Source organism: Halorubrum sp. Eb13 (genome assembly GCF_002252895.1).
GTDB lineage: Archaea > Halobacteriota > Halobacteria > Halobacteriales > Haloferacaceae > Halorubrum.
The window spans coordinates 1-19,307 of record NZ_NHPE01000034.1; the positions used below are offsets into that span (position 1 = coordinate 1).

Here is a 19,307-nt window from a genome sequence, read left to right on the forward strand (position 1 = left end):
GCTCTCTACCTCGGCGGCGTGGCGGTCGTCGCCGACGGCGCCGCGGACGTGCTCCGGTCCGAGCGGACCGGCCGCTGGCTGGACCGGGTCGCGGGCGGGATCCTGCTCCTGATCGGCGCGTGGGTGCTGACGGGGTGAGCGGTCCCGGGACGGTACGCGACCGTTCCGCGAACCGTAGTTTGATAACGCATACCGTCGGTGTGACAGCCGTCATATGTCTGAAATCGCCGCGGAGACGCTCCGGGAGGAGACGAAGGTGCTCGCGTTCGACCTGTGGGACACGCTGCTCGACCGCGAAGCGACCCTCGTCCCCGCGCTGCAGGCCCTGCTCGACGATCACGGGAGCGAATACGACCCCGAGGTCCTGCTCCGGCGGTATCTCGCCATGCACTTCCGGGACTCGATGATCGACTCGCTGATCCCGGGACCCCACACACCGTTCAAGGAGATCAGCCGACGCGCGCTCGCGTATCGGCTCGAACAGATCGGCCTCGACGTTCCCGACGAGGCGGTCCGCGCCGTCATCCGGCAGTGGAAGACGCTCGAGCCGTATTCGGACGTCGACGCCGCGTTAGACCGGCTGAGCGAGGAGTACGAACTGGTCGGCCTCTCGAACGGCGACCCCGACATGCTCGAGGCGGTCCGCCCCAACTTCGAGACCGAGCTGGACGGCTTCGTGTCGGTCGCCGAGGCGGGCGCCTACAAGCCCCACCGGGCGTCGTACGACCTGACCTGCGAGGCGCTCGATGTCGCGCCCCACGAGGTCGCCTTCGTGACCGCGCACACGTTCGACCTCGTCGGCGCGAAGGCGGTCGGCATGCGCGGCGCGTTCCTCAACAGGCACGAGAACCCGTACGGGGGGTGGACACACCGGCCGGACATCACCGTCCCCGACACCGAGGCGCTGGCCGACGCGCTCGCGCCCCGCGGGACCGCGACCGAGTAGCGGCGCCGCGGACCCGCGGACGTGGCCGCGCCGCGGAACCGCCGGCCGCTTCCAAAACCGGTAATCCCCCGCGGCGAGAGGTGGTCGTATGGACGCACGCATCCGCGAACACGCCGAGATCATCGCCGACCACTCGACCGGCATCGAGTCGGGCGACGACGTCGTCATTCAGCTACCCGCCGAGGCCGAGGACCTGGCGGTCGCCCTCCACGAGATCTGCGGGGACCGCGGGGCCAACCCGGTGTACCTCAACTACTCGAAGCGCGCTCAGCGCGCGTTCAAGCGCTCCTCGGAGGATTTCACCGAACCGGACCACCGGCTCGCGCTCTATCAGGAGGCGGATGTCTTCGTCATCGCGCGCGGCGGGGCGAACGCGACGGAGGACGCCGACGTCGACCCCGAGGCGAACGCCGCCTACAACCGCGCGATGGAGGACGTCAAGCGCACGCGCCTCTCGAAGACGTGGTGTCTCACGCAGTTCCCGACCGCGAGCCACGCCCAGCTCGCCGGGATGAGCACCGAGGCGTACGAGGACTTCGTCTGGGACGCCGTCTCGCTCGACTGGGAGGAGCAGCGCGCGTTCCAAGAGGAGATGGTCGCTATCCTCGACGACGCCGACGAGGTCCGGATCCGCTCGGGCGAGGAGACGGACCTCACGCTCGACGTCTCGGGCAACTCGACGCTCAACGACTACGGCGAGGCGAACCTGCCCGGCGGCGAGGTGTTCACGGCGCCGGTCCGCGACGGCGTCGACGGCGAGGTCCACTTCGACCTCCCGCTGTACCGCTACGGGCGCGAGATCGACGGGGTCAGGCTCCGGTTCGAGGACGGGAAGGTCGTCTCGCACTCGGCCGAGCGCAACGAGGACCTGCTGACGGGGATCCTCGACACCGACGAGGGCTCGCGGCGGCTCGGCGAGCTGGGTATCGGGATGAACCGCCAGATCGACCGGTTCACCTACAACATGCTGTTCGACGAGAAGATGGGCGACACGGTCCACATGGCGGTCGGTTCCGCGTACCCGGAGACGGTGGGCGAGGAGAACGCGATCAACGAGTCCGCCGAGCACGTCGACATGATCGTCGACATGAGCGAGGACTCCGTCATCGAGGTCGACGGCGAGGTCGTCCAGCGGGACGGGACGTTCGTGTTCGAAGACGGGTTCTGAGAGCGGTCGGGGAGCGGAGCGCCCGAGCACGGCCGGGACCGGCTCTCCCGAGCACGGCCGTGACCGGATCGGCGGTCGCGCCGACCGCGACGCTCACTCCGACGCGGCGGCGTCGCGCGCCGTGCTCCGGCTGACGAACGCCGCGTACGCGGCGACGAGGATACCGAACAGGCCGACCGTGCCGACCGCGGCGATCGCCGGGAAGTCCGCGAGCGGCGCGATCTCCCCCTCGGGCGCCGCGACGACGTCGACGACGCCGGTTCCGACCGACAGCACCAGCACGGCGATCCACAGCGTCCCGACGGCGTACCCGAGCTCGACGAGCCGGTCGGCGCGAACCGCGTGCGCGACGACGACGGCGCCGCCGATGACCGGAATCGCGACCAGCGGCCTCGTCGGGTCGGGGAGTAGGACGCTCCCGCCGAGCGCGATCGCCGTCCAGTAGACGGCGACGGCGACGACCGTGCGGAGCCAGTCGAGGACGGACACGAGGGATGATTTCGACGGGGCGCCACAAAACGGTCGGGGGAACGCGCCGGAACCGGGCCGCGGCGGTGTTCGACGCGCCGGAACCGGGCCGCGGCGGTATTTATGTCCCGGGAACGCGTACGTTCGCCTATGACTGAAAAAGTACTCTTCGAGTCGGAGAGCCGACGGAGCCGCGAGGAGATCGCCGCGTATCTCCGGACCGTCGTCGAGTCGCTGGAGTCCGGGAGCGGGATCACGTTCACCCGCGGCGACGAGTCGGTGACGATGGACCCCCCGGCCCGGCCGACGTTCGAGGTGAAAGTGGAGCGCGAGGGGCCCGCCGACGGTCCCGGAGAGCTGAGCGTCGAGTTCGAGTTGGAGTGGGACGAGGACGGCGAGAGCGGCGGCGCCGACGGGGAGCTGGAGATCGAGTAACGGCGGTCGTCGCCGGGCTACGTGACGCTGCTCGGAACCTCGACGAACGCGTCGCGCGCGGAGAGGTGGCCGAGCGTGTCTTCGACGCGGTCGCGGATCGACTCCATCCGCTCGATGAGCTCCTCGTACTCGTCGGTCCCCGTCGTGCCGGCCGCCTCCAGCGCGGCCTTCTTCGAGGCCAGCGCGAAGAACTCCTGGCTGTGCTCGTCGAACTCCGCGCGGTAGAGCAGCACCTCTACGAGCGTCAGCAGGTCCTCTTTCGTCACCGGTTTGGTCTTGTAGTCGTCGAACGGCATGTCGACGATGTCGACGTCGGGCTCGACCGCGGTCAGCATCGCGACGCGGGCGTCGTGACCGGCCTCGCGCATGGACGAGAGCACCTCGTGGCCGGTCATGTCGGGCATCCGCCGGTCGAGGAGGACGACGTCGACCGACTCGTCCATCTGCTCCAGCGCCGCCTCGCCGCCGGTCGCGACCCGGACGTCGTACGCCGAGTCGAGGTACACCCGGTACAGCTCGGCGAGGTCGGGCTCGTCGTCGACCGCGAGGACCGTCGCCGGTGTCTCGTCGCTCATGGTCGGTGGACCTCGCCCCGAGTATCGCCTGTCGGAGACGCCGGCGCGGCGCGGTCGACGACCGTTCTTGCGCTCATGATGCCGCCTACGAACGCGGCATGTTAAAACGTTGACCCACAATTATCGATCCTGATATCCGGCTCGACGGCGGCGCGGTCGCCGGTCCGGTGCGGGATGGAGGGTTGCGCCGCGCGGTCGGAACGGGGAACCACCGTGACCCAAAGGCACATTTATGCGCGCTCCGTATCGGGACACAACGAATGTCTCATAGCCCCTCACTGCCCGACCGCCCCCGTCTCGAGCTCGATCCGGAGATGAGCGAGACGGAGCGGCTCGAAGCGATCCGCCAGCACTACCGGCGGATCCTGCAGGTGAACGAAGAACTGGAGCAGCGGCTCGACGACGCGCAGGGCCGCCGCGGCGAACTGAAGACCGACGTCGACGAGCTGAAACGCGAGAACGAGGTGCTGAAAACCTCCTCGCTGTACATCGCGTCGGTCGAAGAGATCACGGACGACGGTGTCGTCATCAAACAGCACGGCAACAACCAAGAGGTGCTGACGCAGGCGGCGACCCGACTCGACGAGGACCTCCGCGCCGGCGACCGCGTCGCGATCAACGACTCCTTCGCGGTCCAGCAGGTGCTCGACGACGAAACCGACTCCCGCGCCCAGGCGATGGAGGTCACCGAGTCGCCGGACGTCGAGTACGCCGACATCGGCGGGATCGACGACCAGATCCGGGAGGTCCGCGAGGCCGTCGAAGACCCGCTGGAGAACCCCGAGCAGTTCGAGGCCGTCGGCGTCGAGCCCCCGAGCGGCGTCCTGCTCCACGGCCCGCCGGGCACGGGGAAGACGATGCTCGCGAAGGCCGTCGCGAACGAGTCCGACGCGACGTTCATCAAGATGGCCGGCTCCGAGCTGGTCCGGAAGTTCATCGGCGAGGGCGCGCGGCTCGTCCGCGACCTGTTCGAGCTGGCGTCCGAGCGCGAGCCCGCCGTCATCTTCATCGACGAGATCGACGCCGTCGCCGCCAAGCGGACGGACTCGAAGACCTCCGGCGACGCCGAGGTCCAGCGGACGATGATGCAGTTGCTCTCCGAGATGGACGGCTTCGACGACCGCGGCGAGGTGCGGATCATGGCCGCGACCAACCGCTTCGACATGCTCGACGAGGCGATCCTGCGTCCGGGCCGGTTCGACCGCCTCATCGAGGTGCCCGAGCCCGACGCCGAGGGCCGCGCGCGCATCCTCGAGATCCACACGCAGCACATGAACGTCGCCGAGGGGACGGACGTCTCCGAGGTCGCCGCGGATCTGGAGGGGTACAGCGGGGCCGACATCGCCTCGCTGGCGACCGAGGCCGGCATGTTCGCGATCCGCGACGGTCGCACCGAAGTCACGCAGGCAGACTTCGAGTCGGCCCGCGAGAAGCTCCAGGACGCGGAGCAGACCGAAGAGCAGGTCATCAACTACCAGTACTAGTTCTGCGGCGAGAACGGTGAGGCCAGCGGCCCGCGTTTTGACATCGGCTGTGGTCGGTTCGTAACTCCTTAGCGCGGTGACCGTCGATCCGATCGTAATGAACATCATCCACGTCGCCGGCGGCGTCGGCGTCGCCGACACGGCGATGGCCTCCTACGACGCGGCGCTCGCGGACGCGAACCTCCACAACTACAACCTCGTGGCGGTCTCCTCCGTGGTCCCCGCGGAGGCGACCGTCGAGGCGGTCGCGGAGGCGCCCGACCTCGGCTCCGCCGGCAACCGGCTCACCGTGGTCGAGGCGCGTCGCACCGTCGGCCCGGACGACGAGGTGGACTTCCGGGAGGGTGGCCGCGCCGGCGCGGAGGACGCCGAGTCGAAGCGCGCCCCTCGACGCCGCCCGGACGTGGTCGCCGGACTCGGCTGGGCGACCGGCCCCGGCCCGGGCCTCTTCTACGAGGTGACCGGCGAGGACGCCGAGGACGTGCGCGAGCGGATCGAGACGGGGTTAGACGCCGGCGCGGAGCTTCGCGACTGGGATCTGCCCGACCGTGAGGTCCGCGTCGAGACGGCGGCCTCGGCGCCGGAGCGGTACACGACCGCGGTCGTGATCGCCGCGTACGGCCGGTCGGAGCCGATCCTGTAGTCCACGTACGCCGGCCGCTCTCCAAAATTTAATCACGCGGTAGCGGCTACCATGTCATCTAATAACATGGTACTAAATAACGTCGACCGATACGATCCCGACCGGCTGTCGGACCTCGGGGACCGGGCGGTCGTGGTCGGCGGGAGCATGGCCGGACTGTGTGCCGCCCGCGTGCTCGACGACGCCTTCACGGCGGTGACAGTGCTCGAACGCGACGAGTTCCCCGACGGGCCGGAGACGCGCGACGGCGCACCGCAGACGAGCCATCCGCACGCCATGCTGGAGGCGGGCCGCGCGACCCTCGAAGACCTGTTTCCGGGGTTCGGCGAGCGCCTCTTGGTCGCCGGCGGACTGATGATCGACGCCGCGACCGAGATGCGCTACTACGAGGCCGGCGACTTCTTCGCCGACGGTCCCGACCGACTACCGATGTACTGCGCGAGTCGGGCGCTGTTCGAACACGTCGTTCGCGAGGCGGTCGCCGAGCGACCCGGGATCGCCCTCCGGGGGAACCGCAACTTCGTCGGCTACGACACCGACGGCGAGGGGCGAGTGACCGGCGTCAGCTACCGAGGTGAACGGGGAGCAGAGACGTCGCTAGACGCCGACCTCGTCGTCGACGCCACCGGTCGAACGAGCAGGACTCCGGCGTGGCTCTCGGCGCACGGGTACGAGGCCCCGCCGGAGGAGTCCGTCGAGATCGACGTGACCTATTCCACGGTCCGGGTCGACCGTCCCCGTGACGTCCGTCATTCGATCTTCGTCCCGCCGGACCCACCCCGGACCCGCGGCGGCGCGGCGATTCCGGTCGAGGACGGCGAATGGGAGGTGATCGTCCAGGGCGTCCACGGCGACGACACCCCCGGGGATCGGGAGGGACTGATCGCGTTCGCGGAGAGCCTTCCGGTCGACGAGCTCGGCGAGCTGGTCCGCGAGCGCGAGTGGACCGCCGACGAGATCCACCGCTATCCGTTCCCGTCGAGCGTTCGGCGCCGGTACGAGCGGCTGGACGCGTTCCCCGACGGACTGGTCGTCACGGGCGACGCCGTCGCCAGCTTCAATCCCATCTACGGACAGGGGATGTCCGTCGCGGCGCTAGACGCGCTGTTGCTCCACCACGCGCTCGGTACCGGACTCGACGACCTCGCCCCGCGGTTCTTCGACGAGGCGGCCGACGTCGTCGACGCCGTCTGGAATGTCGCGGTCGGCGGCGACTTCCGGTTTCCCGAGACGACGGGACCGAAGCCGGCGGGGACGGACCTGTTCAACAGGTACGTCGACCGGCTCGTCCGGAAGGCCCACGCGGACGGCCGTCTCACCGATGCGTTCTACCGCGTGTTCCGCTTAGAACGAGAGCCGACGTCGCTGCTGCGACCGAGCGTCGCGTGGCGCGTCCTCCGTCCCTGACGGGGTTCGGGCGCCGACGCCTTTTTTAACCGGCTCCGCGTACCCAGCGTGTCTTCGATGAACGGCAACAACCCGTACGCCGGGGCACCGGGCGTGACGAACGCGGGCGAGCCCGCGGCCGTCAACCTCTCCCCCGACCAGGAACGGCGCCTCCGGCGCGCGGTCGCCGGAATCGTCTCTCGAACCGAATCGTATCTCCCGAACAGCTACGCCGTCGGCTCGGAGCTGTCGGTCGGCGCCAACGGGCCGCAGGCGACCGTCGCGGTCAACCCGCCGGCCGGACATCCCGTCTCGGCCGGGTTCACGCCGGATCCGGACGAGCTGGAGGCCGGGATCGCCGACGCCGACACCGACGAGGTCGCCCGCGGGCTGGCCGCCAGCGCCGCGATGCAGGTGATGGACGCCGTCGGCGACGTCACGCCGACCGCGAAGTGAGTTCGGGCTACTCCGCCGTTCCTTCCGTCGACCCCTCGCGCCCCGACTCCTCCTCCACGAACTCCTCCGCCGACGTCCCCTGCGCCGTCGTCCCGTCGGCGGGCTCGTCCGGCGGCTGCATGACGCCCTGCACGCGGCCGTAGATCCCGAATATATCCTCGTACCCGCGTTCGCTCGCGAGGATCGGGACGACTCCCTCCTCGTCGACGCGGTGGGTGTACACGTCGTCCTCGGCGAACACCGCGCCGCGCGGAATCTCCTCGAAGTTCCCGAAGTGGACGTGCGGCTCGCCGCCGCCCTTCGGCACCTCCTCGTCGCCCGCGACGACCGTCGTCTCGGTGAACGTGGGCGGCTCGTCGTCGAGCACGCCGTGCGCCCGGAGGAAGGCGAGACAGGCCTCGTAGCCGAACTCGACCGCCTCCTCGCTCCCCTGTCTGCCGACCTCGATCGAGACGGTGTGGGGGACGACGGAGTCGAGCGTCGTCGACCGCAGCTCGCCGGAGTCGACGACGTACTCCACGGGCATCCCGGTCACGCTCCGGCGCACCGACTCGGTCGGGTCGCTGTAGATCGCGAACGGGGGCGGCGCGCTGTGCGAGGTGTGGAGCGCGAGCACCGCGTCCATCCCCTCCAGCTCGGCCGCGAGCCGCGGCGCGAGCGCCCGCTCGTACTCGTCGCTGTCGGGGTCGCCCGGGAAGACCCGGTTGAGGTCGGCCTCCGTGTACCGCGTTCCGGCCGCCAGCGCCCGCTCGTTTGCGATTATCAGTCGGACGCGTCCGCTCCCCGCGCCCGTCTCGTCGAGCTCGTCGGCGAGCCGTCTGACGATCCGCTCGCCGGCGGGCTCGTCGCCGTGGATCCCGCCGACGATCGCGACGCGAGCCGAGCCGGCCGACCCGCGCTCGATCGTTTCCATGGAACACGGTACGCGCCGGTCGAATAATAAAGGGTGGCCGTTCGCTCGCGCGGCGCGGCCGCGACCCGTCGACGACGGCTTAGCGACGGAACCGGCGGCGGAGCGCCGTCCGGTACCGCTCCGCCAAGCGACGGGCGACGAGCCGGTCCCGGGGGTCGACGCCGAGGGTGCGTAGCGTCGCCGCGTACGCCGCGAGACCGATCGCGGCGCCGACGACGACCGCGGCTCGACCGGGGACGGCCGCGCGGACCGCCCGCATCGCGAGGATGGCCACGCCCCCGGCCGCCAGCGGCGTGAGGAACGTCCGGTCGAACGGCCACAGCCCCTCGAACCGGCGGAGCAGTAGCACTTGGATCCCGTTCTGGGCGGCGATCGCGAGCGACGTGCCGAGCGCGGCGCCGACGAGCCCGAAGCGCACGACGAACGCGTAGGTCAACGCGACGTTGAGGACCGCGAGCAGCCAGTCGAGCGCCATCCGGGCGTACTGGTGGTCGGTCATCATGAGGAGCCAGCCGGTCGCGCCGACGGCGCTGCCGACGAACACCCCGCCGAGGTAGACGACGAGGGGGACGTACCCCGCGACGTACGGGTCGCCGAACAGCCCGAGCAGCTCCCGGCCGTACACCGCGAGGACGGCGAGTATCGGGACGACCGCCGTGACGATCTGCCGAGTCACCGAGGCGTACACCGCGTTCAGCGTCGCCGTCCGGCCGTTCCCGTACAGCTCCGAGGCGACGGGCGGGAGGAGCTGGTTAAAGGACATGAGCGGGATCCACGCGATCGCGATCAGCACGAGCACGACGTTGTACACCCCCGCGGCCGTTGCGGTCAGGAGCGCCCCCACGAGCAGCACGTCGACGCGGTTCTGGAACACCTTCCCGAGGCTGCTCATCGCGACCGGCGCCGCGTGGTCGTAGAAGCGCCGCGCCTCCAGCCGGGCGCCCCGCAGCGACGGGACGACTCCGGTCACCCGCGCGGCGAGCGGAACGGCGACCGCCGCGAGCAGCGCGGTCGCGGCGACGATGCCGACGGCGACGCCCCCGATCGAGTAGCCCAGCGCCAGCGCCGCGACCGCGGCGACGAGGCGGACTCCCGGGCGGAGCAGCTTGTTGAAGGCGATCTCGCCGCGCGCCGAGCCGACGGCGCGGAAGATCCCCGACGCGACCATGACGACGCCGAGGAACCCGACGAGGAAGCCGAACGCCCGCATCGCGCCCGGGAAGGCCGCTTCTCCGACAGTGAGGTCGTTGATCCGCGGCGCGGCCAGCCAGACGCCCGCGGCGATGGCGGCGCCGAAGCCGAGCGTCGTCGCGTACGCGAGCCCTGCGACGACGCCCCGGCGTCGCGGGTCGTCCGCGTACTCTGGGAGGTACCGCTGTAGCGCCGGCACGCTCCCGAAGGTGACGAGCCGAGACAGGAGCTGGGCGATCCGCCACGCCAGCGCGTAGACGCCGTACGCCGTCGGGCCGAGCCCCCGCGCGAGGACGAACTCGGTCGCCGCCGTCAGCGCTCGCTGCCCGGAGACGCCGCCGGACGTGACCACGGCGCCGTGAGCGATGGTCACGAGCGCCTCGCGCTCGTCGTCGGGGATCGAATCGGTATCGCCGTCGCTCGGGGCGTCGTCGCCCGGGGCGTCGCTACCGCTCGCGGACTCGTCTGGGGGGCTGCCGTCGGTTTCGGCGCTGGCTCCGTCGACCACGGATCGGTTCTATCCGTCCTGTCTCGTCTCGGGAGAAAAGCGACTCGTTCCGTCGCCGACCCCCTTCGCTACCAGCGGTGGTGGACGTGCTCGCGGACGCGCTCGTCGTACGCCTCGCGGACCGTCTCATGGGCGGCCTCGCCGAGGGGCGGAGCGTCGCTGACGGCCGCGTTCGCGCGGACGTGCTCGGGCGTCGTCGACCCCGGGATCACGGTCGAGACAGCGTCGTGATCGAGGATCCACCGGAGCGAGAACTGCGCGAGCGAGAGGCCGTCGCCGGTCGCGTCGGTCGGGTCGGCGGCGACCGCGTCGGCGCGGGCCGCGAGCGCGTCGGCCGCGTCCAGTCCGGCCTCGTAGGGGACGCCGGCGAACGTCTCGCCGACGTCGAAGGCGTCGCCGTCGCGGTTGTAGTTGCGGTGGTCGTTCTCCGGGAACACGTCGTCCCGCGAGAGCGCGCCGGTCAGCAGGCCGGAGGCGAGCGGGACCCGACAGATCACGCCCACGTCGCGCTCGGCGGCCCGGTCGAGGAACAGGTCGGCCGGGCGCTGGCGGAAGGGGTTGAAGATGATCTGGACCGACTCGACGCCGGGGTACTCGACCGCCTTGAGCCCCTCCTCGACGCGCTCGACGCTGACGCCGTAGTTCGCGATCCGCCCCTCGTCCGCGAGGGTCGCGAGCGCGTCGAACGTCTCCGGTCGGTAGTAGACGTCGGTCGGCGGGCAGTGGAGCTGGACCAGGTCCAGCGTCTCGATCCCGAGGTTCTCGCGCGAGCGATTCACGAACCGGCGGAGGTTCGCCTCGGTGTACCCGTCGGCGACGTGGGGGTCGAGCCGTCGGCCGGCCTTCGTCGCGACCGTCACGTCGCCGCGCGCGATGTCGTCTTCGAGCACGTCCCCCAATATCTGCTCGGAGCGCCCGTCGCCGTACACGTCGGCCGTGTCGAAGAAGTCGATCCCGGCGTCGCGGGCGGTCTCGACGGCCGCCACGGCCTCGGACTCGGTCACGTCGCCCCAGTCGCTCCCGATCTGCCACGAGCCGTAGCCGACCTCGCTGACCGCGCCGACGTCCCCGAGCGTGCGGTGATTCATGTTCACTCCCAATTGGTCCGGGCGCGGGCAAGGGCGTTCCGGAGGCGGAACCGCGGGCAACGACCGGACGACCGGCAACGGAGACGACGATCTGGCTCTGTAGAACTCAGCTGTAGTCGATAGAAGCTCCGTGTTGGATACAGAGGGTGTGTACACCGCCGGTTAGGATCAAGTCCGCGGAATAGAAGTGGCCGTTCACGTACCTTCGAGAGGGAACTGACTCTCCTCGATCTGTGCGAGAGCCGCGTCGAACGCGTCGTCAGCCGTGTCGAAAGTACCGTTGTGCTCCCACTCGCCGTCGGGAGATGCAGTGTATACGTCAAAATCGCCGCCTCGGTACTCGTGAGACTCGACGTACAGTTCTTTCTCGACGGTTCCGTCGTCGAGGAGCAACCAGACCCCCAATTCCTTCCCGCCTTCCAAGTCGCGCCGTCTGCGCCAGTGCATACGTAGTATTCGGACGCTGGGCATCTAAACGCTAGCCCTACCAGAACGAAACCGACTGTACAACTGACTCCGCCGACCGTGAATATGCGCGCTGTATTCAGCACGGCCACTGTGACCGATCACGGAGTGAGGATTTCAACGGAGCCGGTGAGTTATAAATGGCAGATCTGAGGCTCCCGAGACGGTGCTCACCGCCGCCTCGTCGTCGATACTCGCGGACTGCTCGCCGGCTCTGCCGAACTCCCGTTCGCCGGGCGGGCTCCCGTCTGAGACGGCCGGTCTCTGCGGCTCGCAAGCGGAGTCTCACACGACCGTTTGTGCCATCGACAATATTATTCGCAACTGGACGCCAGTCGGAGCCATGAAGCGGAGACGTGCCCTCTCCGTCGTCGGACTGTCGGCGCTTCCCCTTTCGGGGTGTTTGGATAGCGTCGGTCGGGACGGCACGCCCGGGGATCCGGGGTCGGGCGACGGGCGTTCGGTCACGGCGTCGCTCTCGCGCGTGGCCGGCGACGGAGCCATCGGTTTCAGTTGCGACGTTCGCCGCTCCGAGATCGGCGAGGGGTCCCCGGCGGTCGTCGAACTGACGGCGAGAAACGAAACGGAGCGCGAGATCGAGTACGTGACGGGCGCTCCGGAGCCGTTCGGAGTGCTCTACGACCCGGACGCGCCCGCCGCGATCCTGTGGACTGAAAAGTACGTCGAGAGTCAGCACGTGGAGACGGAGGGCCGTCGGGTAACCGGCGGGGACGACATCGGAATCAGCGTCGCGCTCGCCCCCGGAGGCTCCCGCTCCGAGACGTACGAGTTCGCCGCCCCTCCGGGGAGCTATTCGATACGGCAGACCGGGAACCCGATCACGCTCGGCGAGGAGACGTACGAACTGCGCATCGACGTCGCGGAGGCCTGACCGCGCCGTCGGCGCCTCGTGGAGACCCGAGCCGGTCGGAGCGGTTCGCCTCCGGCGGGTCCCACGAGAGCCGGCTCACCGACCCCTCGACGACGTCGGTCCGGGGTTACAACACGTCCGCCAGCGCGTCCATCGTCTCGTCCACGCGGTCGACCCGCGCGCTGTGACCCATGTGGCCGACGCGCAGGATGTCCCCGGCTAACTCCCCGAGTCCCGTCGCGACGAGCACGTCGTGCTCCTCGCGAAGGCGCTCCTGCAGTTCCGCTGCTCGTCCGGGGACCGCGAACGCGGTCACCGTGGGAGAACTGCGCTCGGGGCCCGGATACGGCTCTACCCCCAACTCGGCCCCGCGCTCACGACACCGCGCCGCCGCGGTGCGGTGTCGCTCCCGGACCGCATCGAGGCCCTCCTCCAGCCACAGCCCGAGCGCCGCGTCGAGCGCGACGACCTCGGTCGTCAGGTGGGTGTACGGGAACCCTCCGGAGGTGTCGCGCCACGGCAGGAAGTTCGTGTACAGCGAGTGCGGGTCGCGCTCGTCCATCGCGGCCCACGCGCGCTCGCTGATCGCGGCCGTGGTGAGCCCCGGCGGCGCGCTGAAGCACTTCTGGGAGGCCCCCAGACAGACGTCGATCCGCTCGGTCGGCACCCGCACCCCGCCGAGCGAGGAGACCGCGTCGACGACGGTGAGGACCTCCCCGTCGGCCCCCTCCAACAGGTCGAGCGCGGGACCGAGGTCGTTGAGCGCCCCCGTGGGCGTCTCGCAGTGGACCATCGTCGCGACGTCGAAGTCGGTGCCCTCGTCGGCGAGGGTCGACTCCAGTTCCGCGAGCGGGAGCGGGTCGTCGTAGTCGGCCGAGACCAGCGTCGCCTCGCCGCCGTACGACTCGACGAAGTCGGCGAATCCGTCGCCGTAGAGCCCGTTCGACAGGCAGAGGACCTCGGTGCCGGGCTCGACGAGCGAGGCGATCGCGGCCTCCAGACCGAGGATCCCCTCCCCGCCGGGGACGACGACGTCGCGGGCCGGCCCGTCGCCCGTCCCCGCGGGTCGGTCGGCCTCCCTCGGCTCGAGCCCGTACGCCGCCGCCAACCGGTCGGTGAGCCGGTCGTAGATCCGCTGAAACTCCGGGTCCACGTCGGGGTTGATCAGCTCGCGGCTCATCGCGTCGCGGACGGGGGCGGGGAGCGCGGTCGGTCCCGGCGTCATGAGCATACCGAGACACTCGGTTCCAGCGAGATAAGCGCCCCGTACCGGCCGCGGTCGGCGCGGTCCGTCGACACGCGTAAACATATATGACCGGCGGGAGGAGTTGGGCGTATGACACGCCGCCCGCGCTCCCGTTCGGGCTCGGTTCTATCGGCGGACGGACGCCCCTCGGCCGTCGGGCCGGTGAGGTGAATGACCCGACGGATCGCCCCGGTCCTCGCGCTCGTCGCCGTCCTCGCGCTCCTCGTCGGGTCGTTCGCCGGACTCGCCGTCGCCCAGGAGGAGCCGCCGTTCGTCCGCGGCGAACCCGAGTTGGACGTGTACGTCCCGGACTCGACGGTGACACCGGGAACGGCGACGGAGCTCGCGGTGCAGGTCGCGAACGACGGCGAGGTCGACGCCGGGTCGGACGCCCGACGGGCCGCGGTCACGACCGCGCGCGGCGTCGTGGTCGAGGTCCGGAACGACGGCTCGCCGCTCGTCGTCGAGACGGGACGATTCGCCGTCGGGTCGATCGCCGAGGGCGCGGTCCGGGAGGTGCCCGTCTCCGTGAGGGTCCCGGCCGACGCGGAGCCGGGGCGGCACTCGCTCGACGTGCGGCTCCGGTACTCGCACACGTTCCTCTCGGCCCCGCGGAGCGGGATCGTGCAGGACCGGACGCGGACGCGGACCGAGTCCGTATCGGTGACCGTCGACGACGCGCCCCGCTTCGCGATCCGGACGGTCGACACCGACGTCCAGGTCGGCGACTCCGGAACGCTCGCGGTGAACGTGACCAACGTCGGGGGCGAGCCCGCCCGCGACCTCTCGGTCGAACTCGCCGCGAACGGCCCGGACGTCGCGCTCGGCGAGACGGACCGGAACACCGCGCGGATCGACCGGCTCGCCCCCGGAGCGAACGCCACGGTCAGGTTCCCGGCGAGCGTCCGCGCGGACGCCGCCGCCGAGTCGTTCGACCTCACCGGCACCGTTCGATACACCGACGTCGACGGCATCCGCGACGCGCACGAGGGGATCCCGGTCGGGCTCCGACCGCGGCCTGAGCAGTCCTTCTCTGTCGCGGTCGACGACTCCACGCTCCGCGTCGGCGAGAACGGAAGCGTCAGCGGGACGATCCGCAACGACGGGCCGAGCGACGTTCGGAGCGTCGTCCTCGCGGTCGGCGACGGGGCGTTCGTCCCCCGCAGTCCGCGGTACGCCGTCGGCGACCTCGCGGCCGGCGAGAGCGCCGCCTTCCGGTTCCGCGGCGAGATCCCGGCGGACGCCGACTCGGTGCCGCTGCAGTTGGTCCTCTCGACGAGCTACCGGAGCGCCGCCGACGCGGAACGGACGACGCGGGAGGCGGTACGCGTTCCCGTCGCCGAGCGCCGGGACGCGGTGACGGTGTCCGCGGTCGACCCGCGATTCGCGGCCGGCGAAGACGGCGTGTTGCGCCTCGACGTGACGAACCGTCGGGACGTCGAACTGCGCGACGTCGAACTGCGCCTCGCCGTCGACCAGCCGTTAGAGAGCGAGTTCCGAACGACCGTGATCCCGTCGCTGGCGCCCGGAGAGACGGGCCGGGTCGCGTTCGACCTCTCGATCGACGGCGACGCGCCGCCGAGTCGGTATCCGGCGAGCGTCGAGATCGGCTACACCGACCCCGGCGGGGTCCGCGTCACCGGCGACACCGCGACGGTCGCCGCCTCGGTCGTCGAGTCGTCCGGCGGGGGGGTCCCCGTCGAGGCCGCCGTGTTGACCGTCCTCCTGCTCCTCGTCGCCACCGGCGCGTGGTGGTTCTATGTCCGGTGAGACCGACCGCCCGCTCGTCGTCGAGGGACTCACGAAGGACTTCGGGAGCGTGGTCGCGAACGACGACGTGTCGTTCACTGTGAACCGGGGAGAGGTGTTCGGGTTCCTCGGGCCCAACGGGGCGGGGAAGTCGACGACGATACGACTGCTGCTGGGGCTGTTAAAACCCACCTCGGGGACGGCGAGGGTGCTCGGCGCCGACATCCGCGACGAGACAGCGCTGACCGAGGCCAAGCGCCGGATCGGGTACCTCCCCGCTCACCTCGGCTTCGACGAGAAGGTGACCGGCGAGGCGGTGCTCGACTACCACGGCGAGATGAAGGGCGACGGCCGCCGCGAGGAGTTGCTGGAGCTGTTCACCCCGCCGGTCGACCGACCGGTACGCGAGTACTCGACCGGGAACAAACGGATGCTCGGACTGGTGCAGGCGTTCATGCACGACCCGGACCTCGTGATCATGGACGAGCCCACCGGCGGGCTCGACCCGCTCAAACAGGAGGCGTTCAACGAGTTCGTCCGGGAGGAGCGCGACCGCGGCACGACCGTGTTCTTCTCCTCGCACGTGTTGAGCGAGGTGCGACGGGTCTGCGACCGCGTCGGCATCCTCCGCGCCGGGAGGCTCGTCGAGCTCGAGAACGTCGAAGCGCTGCTCCACCGGAGCGGCAAACACGTGCGGGTGCACGCGAGCGACGCGGCGGTCGCGGCGATAGCCGGCCTCGACGGCGTCGTCGATCCCAAGCGGTTCGCCGAAGGCGTCCAGTTCGTCTACGCCGGCGACGTCAACGCGCTCCTCGGCGAACTCGCGACCCACGACGTCAGCGACGTGGAGATCGGCGAGCCCCCGATCGAGGACGTGTTCGCCCACTACTACGGGAGCGAGGAGTCGGCGGACGGAGGGGACGACGCCGGAGGGGCGTCGGACGGGGGAGGCGAAGGCGACGGGGTGGAGACGCCGAACGGAGGCGACGGGGTGGAGACGCCGGACGAAAGCGACGGGGCGGGAGCGACGAATGTTTGAGACGGCTCGGTACGAGGGGCGACGGCGGCTCCGCGGCGCCGCGATCCTCACGGCCGGCGTCGGGGCGTACGCCGGGTTCATCGTCTGGTACTTCACCGTTCTGGAGGGCGTCAACTACGAGGACGTCTTCAGGGACCTGCCCCCGGCGATGCTGGAGGCGTTCGGCATCGAGAGCCTGTCGACCATCGAGGGGTTCCTCGGCGCGCAGGTGTTCAACTTCGTCTGGCTGCTCGGCCTGGGGCTGTACTTCGCGTACGCCGCCGGCGGCACCGTCGCGGGCGACATCGAGACGGAGCGGATGGAGCTCCTCCTGTCGTTTCCCGTCACGCGGTCACGGCTGCTCGTCGAGAAGTTCGCGGGACTGCTCGTCCCGATGATAGCCGTCAACGCCGGCGGCGGCCCGATCATCTACCTATTCGTCGTCGCCGTCGGCGAGACGGTCCCGCTCGACCGCCTGCTGTTAGCCCACCTGCTGTCGATCCCGTTTCTCCTCGTCTGTGCGGGGGTCGGCCTCGTCTTCTCGGTCGCCGTCGACCGCGCGGCGGTCGCCGAGCGGGCCGCCGTCGGCACCGTCTTCGTCCTGTACCTCGTCGAGTCCGTCGTCGGCGGCGCCGACGCGTACGACTGGATACAGTACCTGAGCCCGACGCACTACTACGAACCGACGCCGATCCTGATCGACGGGTCGTTCGAGCCCATCGACTCGGCCATCCTCCTCGTCGCGTTCGTCGGACTGCTCATCCTCTCGCAGGTGCTGTTCGAGCGGAGGGACATCTGAAACGCTCGAGATACGGCAGTTAAGCGCTTTCTCCCGGATCGATCGACTCGACCCGGTGGCCACTTCCGGTCCGCCGACACGTTAATACCGTTCTGTCGCTTTCGTTCCGCCACGATGATGCTGCCGACACACGTGCTGGCCGGGATGCTGCTCGCCGCGCCCCTCGTGCGCGTGGCGCCGGAACTGGCGCCCGTGGGGCTGGTCGCGGGGTTCCTGGGCGGCCTGTTCCCCGACCTCGACATGTACGTCGGCCACCGGAAGACCCTCCACTACCCGGTCTACTACTCGGCGGCCGCCGTCGTCGCCCTCGTCGTCGCCTTAGCGGCCCCCTCGGCGGCCGCGGTCGGGGCGGCCCTGTTCTTCCTCGGGGCGGCGCTCCACAGCGTCTCGGACATGTACGGCGGCGGCCTGGAGCTGCGGCCGTGGGAGGGGAACTCCGACCGCGCGGTGTACGACCACTACCGGAAGCGCTGGGTCGCGCCGCGCTCCGGCGTCAGGTACGACGGCGCCGCTGAGGACCTCGCGCTCTCCGTCGGGCTGTCGCTCCCGCTCCTCTACCTGCTCGACGGCCCGCTCCGGCTGATCGTGGCCGGGACCCTGCTCGTCGCCGCCGTCTACACCGTCCTCCGCCGGCATCTCGCGGAGCTCGCCGCGCTCGTGATCCCGCTGGTGCCGGCGGCGCTGACCCCGTACCTGCCGGACCGGTACGCGGAGACGGAGTCGGGCGAGTAGCCCGCCCCGCCTCGACACCGTCCGTCTCGTCGCGGCTGCCGAGCCGTTCAATGCGCACTGCTAACTGAGCGCGCAGCCGTCACGAGAGACTCGACCCGCTCCGCTCGTGCGGGGACCGCCGTTCCAACGGGCGTCCCCGTCCGCGGACGGTTCGCTGCCGAAACACCGGGATCACTGGCCGATTCCACCGCCGAGGGCGCCGGCTCGTCGAGTGCGTAACTTACCAATAAGTTACAGAAGGTGTCCCGTTCGTCATGCGGATATAGTATTGTACGTTAATCCCAAAACCATTATCAACTCACGCGGTCTACGGACGGATGTATGACAGAGTCCTATCCGAGGCCATCGCCGGGCGCGAACGCCGGAGGCGGAGGGGAGTGCCGATGACGGGCACGGAGCTGCTCCCCGGCGCGCCCCCGACCGTGGCGGCGCTCGTCGTGATCGGGCTCGTCCTCGTCGAGGCGGCGCTTTTGTACGCCGCCTACGGGATCCTCGAGGACAAACTGGCGCCGACCGTATTTAACCGGATACAGCGGATTTAGATGCTCGGACTGCTGGGCCTGAGCGCGGAGCTCTTCGCGCTGTTCGTCGTCTTCGGGTTCATGGTCGGGGTGTTCTTCGGGTTCTTCGGGATGGGCGGATCGTTCCTCGTGACGCCCGCGCTGCTCATCTTGGGATACTCCGCTCCGGTCGCCATCGGGAGCTCGATGGCGTTCGTGTTCGGGACGGCGGTGATCGCGACGTTGAAACACCACGACGCCGGGCAGGTGGACTACCGGCTCGGCGCGCTGATGTTCGTCGGGATCACGATCGGCATCGAGCTCGGCAGCCGGCTGGTGTTCGGGCTGGAGGTGCTCGGCATCGCGAGCGTCGTCGTCGGCGTCGCGTACGTCATCTTGCTCGCGGCCATCGGGATCCTCTTCACGCGGAACGCGCTGAACGACGAGGCGGACGCGGGGGGAGACGGGCCGGAGGCGGAGAGCGAGGGCGGGTCCGACGTCACGCCGGAGGACGACGTCCCCGAGATCGCCCGGAAGATCAAGTCGTACAACGTTCCGCCGATGATGACGCTCGCGGACGGGAGCGAGGCGTCGCTGTGGACCATCACCGGAGTCGGCGGCGGCGTCGGCCTGATCTCCGGGTTCCTCGGCGTCGGCGGCGGCTTC

At 70.2% G+C, this 19,307-nt stretch carries 21 protein-coding genes; 14 read left to right on the forward strand and 7 right to left on the reverse strand.

All coding sequences use genetic code 11. The features are described from left to right. The first annotated feature begins 214 nt into the window (after positions 1-214). Complete coding sequence (locus tag DJ75_RS03770) at positions 215-946, forward strand: haloacid dehalogenase type II (protein WP_094522682.1); 732 nt, start codon at positions 215-217, stop codon at positions 944-946. Between the two features lie 88 nt (positions 947-1,034). After that, entirely contained in the window at positions 1,035-2,114 is a 1,080-nt protein-coding gene (locus tag DJ75_RS03775) for an aminopeptidase (RefSeq protein WP_094522684.1), read from the forward strand. Between the two features lie 93 nt (positions 2,115-2,207). Here the strand turns inward: DJ75_RS03775 and DJ75_RS03780 are convergent, their stop codons facing one another. Further along, the gene (locus DJ75_RS03780) at positions 2,208-2,603 is read right to left on the reverse strand and encodes a hypothetical protein (protein WP_094522686.1); all 396 of its coding nucleotides are present in this window, start codon (positions 2,601-2,603) and stop codon (positions 2,208-2,210) included. A gap of 129 nt (positions 2,604-2,732) precedes the next feature. On the opposite strand from DJ75_RS03780, the gene DJ75_RS03785 reads away from it, so the two are divergent. After that, positions 2,733-3,017 carry an amphi-Trp domain-containing protein gene (locus DJ75_RS03785; RefSeq protein ID WP_094522688.1) on the forward strand — a complete coding sequence of 95 codons (285 nt, stop codon included), beginning with the start codon at positions 2,733-2,735 and terminating at the stop codon, positions 3,015-3,017. Between the two features lie 17 nt (positions 3,018-3,034). On the opposite strand, the gene DJ75_RS03790 is transcribed toward DJ75_RS03785, so the two are convergent. Continuing rightward, positions 3,035-3,592 carry a response regulator gene (locus DJ75_RS03790; protein WP_094522690.1) on the reverse strand — a complete coding sequence of 186 codons (558 nt, stop codon included), beginning with the start codon at positions 3,590-3,592 and terminating at the stop codon, positions 3,035-3,037. A gap of 260 nt (positions 3,593-3,852) precedes the next feature. On the opposite strand from DJ75_RS03790, the gene DJ75_RS03795 reads away from it, so the two are divergent. The 4 genes from DJ75_RS03795 to DJ75_RS03810 all read left to right on the forward strand — a co-directional run bounded on the left by DJ75_RS03795 (position 3,853) and on the right by DJ75_RS03810 (position 7,561). Beyond that, complete coding sequence (locus DJ75_RS03795) at positions 3,853-5,076, forward strand: proteasome-activating nucleotidase (RefSeq protein ID WP_094522692.1); 1,224 nt, start codon at positions 3,853-3,855, stop codon at positions 5,074-5,076. Between the two features lie 97 nt (positions 5,077-5,173). Next, positions 5,174-5,719, forward strand: coding sequence for a pyruvoyl-dependent arginine decarboxylase (locus DJ75_RS03800; RefSeq protein ID WP_094522720.1), 546 nt, complete (start codon positions 5,174-5,176; stop codon positions 5,717-5,719). 66 nt (positions 5,720-5,785) lie between these two features. Then, positions 5,786-7,126 (forward strand): NAD(P)/FAD-dependent oxidoreductase, encoded by a 1,341-nt coding sequence (locus DJ75_RS03805; protein ID WP_094522694.1) that lies wholly within the window; start codon positions 5,786-5,788, stop codon positions 7,124-7,126. Between the two features lie 57 nt (positions 7,127-7,183). Continuing rightward, positions 7,184-7,561 carry a DUF5811 family protein gene (locus tag DJ75_RS03810; RefSeq protein WP_094522696.1) on the forward strand — a complete coding sequence of 126 codons (378 nt, stop codon included), beginning with the start codon at positions 7,184-7,186 and terminating at the stop codon, positions 7,559-7,561. Between the two features lie 7 nt (positions 7,562-7,568). On the opposite strand, the gene DJ75_RS03815 is transcribed toward DJ75_RS03810, so the two are convergent. The 4 genes from DJ75_RS03815 to DJ75_RS03830 all read right to left on the reverse strand — a co-directional run bounded on the left by DJ75_RS03815 (position 7,569) and on the right by DJ75_RS03830 (position 11,708). Beyond that, positions 7,569-8,474 carry a M14 family metallopeptidase gene (locus DJ75_RS03815; protein ID WP_094522698.1) on the reverse strand — a complete coding sequence of 302 codons (906 nt, stop codon included), beginning with the start codon at positions 8,472-8,474 and terminating at the stop codon, positions 7,569-7,571. A 79-nt stretch (positions 8,475-8,553) separates the two neighbouring features. Continuing rightward, positions 8,554-10,065: a lipopolysaccharide biosynthesis protein gene (locus DJ75_RS03820; RefSeq protein ID WP_249269143.1), complete on the reverse strand. Its 1,512-nt coding sequence runs from the start codon at positions 10,063-10,065 to the stop codon at positions 8,554-8,556. A gap of 176 nt (positions 10,066-10,241) precedes the next feature. Further along, positions 10,242-11,261: an aldo/keto reductase gene (locus tag DJ75_RS03825; protein WP_094522702.1), complete on the reverse strand. Its 1,020-nt coding sequence runs from the start codon at positions 11,259-11,261 to the stop codon at positions 10,242-10,244. Between the two features lie 195 nt (positions 11,262-11,456). Continuing rightward, positions 11,457-11,708, reverse strand: coding sequence for a hypothetical protein (locus tag DJ75_RS03830; RefSeq protein WP_094522704.1), 252 nt, complete (start codon positions 11,706-11,708; stop codon positions 11,457-11,459). 361 nt (positions 11,709-12,069) lie between these two features. On the opposite strand from DJ75_RS03830, the gene DJ75_RS03835 reads away from it, so the two are divergent. Next, positions 12,070-12,618, forward strand: coding sequence for a hypothetical protein (locus DJ75_RS03835; RefSeq protein ID WP_094522706.1), 549 nt, complete (start codon positions 12,070-12,072; stop codon positions 12,616-12,618). 106 nt (positions 12,619-12,724) lie between these two features. Here the strand turns inward: DJ75_RS03835 and DJ75_RS03840 are convergent, their stop codons facing one another. After that, positions 12,725-13,828, reverse strand: a complete 1,104-nt coding sequence (locus DJ75_RS03840) for an alanine--glyoxylate aminotransferase family protein (RefSeq protein WP_094522708.1) — start codon at positions 13,826-13,828, stop codon at positions 12,725-12,727. A 186-nt stretch (positions 13,829-14,014) separates the two neighbouring features. Between DJ75_RS03840 and DJ75_RS03845 the strand changes: the two genes are divergently transcribed. The 6 genes from DJ75_RS03845 to DJ75_RS03870 form a co-directional block, all read left to right on the forward strand. Continuing rightward, the gene (locus DJ75_RS03845; protein WP_094522710.1) at positions 14,015-15,613 is read left to right on the forward strand and encodes a COG1361 S-layer family protein; all 1,599 of its coding nucleotides are present in this window, start codon (positions 14,015-14,017) and stop codon (positions 15,611-15,613) included. After that, positions 15,603-16,631, forward strand: a complete 1,029-nt coding sequence (locus DJ75_RS03850) for an ABC transporter ATP-binding protein (protein ID WP_094522712.1) — start codon at positions 15,603-15,605, stop codon at positions 16,629-16,631. Before DJ75_RS03845 ends, DJ75_RS03850 begins: the two co-directional genes overlap by 11 nt. Further along, on the forward strand, positions 16,624-17,409 hold the full coding sequence (locus DJ75_RS03855) for an ABC transporter permease subunit (protein ID WP_094522714.1): 786 nt from the start codon (positions 16,624-16,626) through the stop codon (positions 17,407-17,409). The genes DJ75_RS03850 and DJ75_RS03855 overlap by 8 nt, the downstream gene beginning before the upstream one ends. 114 nt (positions 17,410-17,523) lie before the next feature. Continuing rightward, positions 17,524-18,141 (forward strand): hypothetical protein, encoded by a 618-nt coding sequence (locus tag DJ75_RS03860; protein ID WP_094522716.1) that lies wholly within the window; start codon positions 17,524-17,526, stop codon positions 18,139-18,141. 383 nt (positions 18,142-18,524) lie between these two features. Continuing rightward, positions 18,525-18,683: a hypothetical protein gene (locus DJ75_RS18485; protein WP_176451144.1), complete on the forward strand. Its 159-nt coding sequence runs from the start codon at positions 18,525-18,527 to the stop codon at positions 18,681-18,683. Then, positions 18,684-19,307 (forward strand): sulfite exporter TauE/SafE family protein (locus DJ75_RS03870; protein WP_141211955.1); only part of this gene is annotated, 624 nt, incomplete at its 3' end.